Genomic DNA, 565 nt, shown 5'->3' with positions numbered 1-565 from the left:
ACAGAATTTCTTGACGACCATAGAGCATTGGAACCACCTGATCCCATCCCGAACTCAGCAGTGAAACGATGCATCGCCGATGGTAGTGTGGGGTTTCCCCATGTGAGAGTAGGTCATCGTCAAGATTCATTTCGCAAAACCCCTATCTGCGCATGCAGGTAGGGGTTTTGTCTTTGCGGCGCAAATATCTCCAGCCCTGCCCGACCCCCTGCTCTTTCAAAGCCTGAGCAAGACTGTTGCTTCTACAACGGCGCCAGCGCAGCACTGCGACAATATTGCAGCTACATTAACGTGACTTTCCCACGCCCACCCTACGTCAAGACTTTGATTCAGGGCATTCCTACCCCTGGACCGAGCGATGCCAGCGTACCGTGCTGCGCATTTCTGGACTTCCACCGTCCCATCACTTGAGGTAGCAAGCAAGATGGCCAAGGCCGCCGATGTCGTTGTGCAATGCCTGGAAAACGAAGGTGTCGAGTATGTATTCGGCATTCCCGGTGAAGAAAACCTCGACCTGCTCGAATCCCTGCGCAAGTCGAAGATCAAGCTGGTACTGACCCGTCAC

1 protein-coding gene and 1 rRNA gene are annotated in these 565 nt (G+C 53.8%); both read left to right on the top strand.

All coding sequences use genetic code 11. The annotated features are described in order from the left end of the window. The first annotated feature begins 9 nt into the window (after positions 1 to 9). A 5S ribosomal RNA gene (rrf, locus tag WF331_RS29185) occupies positions 10 to 125 on the top strand. 299 nt (positions 126 to 424) lie between these two features. Then, the coding region (locus tag WF331_RS29180; protein WP_205300755.1) for a thiamine pyrophosphate-binding protein at positions 425 to 565 on the top strand (141 nt) is incomplete at its 3' end.

The sequence above is a fragment of the Pseudomonas sp. YNh genome, assembly GCF_037993085.1.
In the GTDB taxonomy this organism is placed as follows: Bacteria; Pseudomonadota; Gammaproteobacteria; order Pseudomonadales; family Pseudomonadaceae; genus Aquipseudomonas; species Aquipseudomonas putida.
Note: the sequence above shows the minus strand (reverse complement) of the source record. Positions and strands in the feature narration are given on the sequence as shown.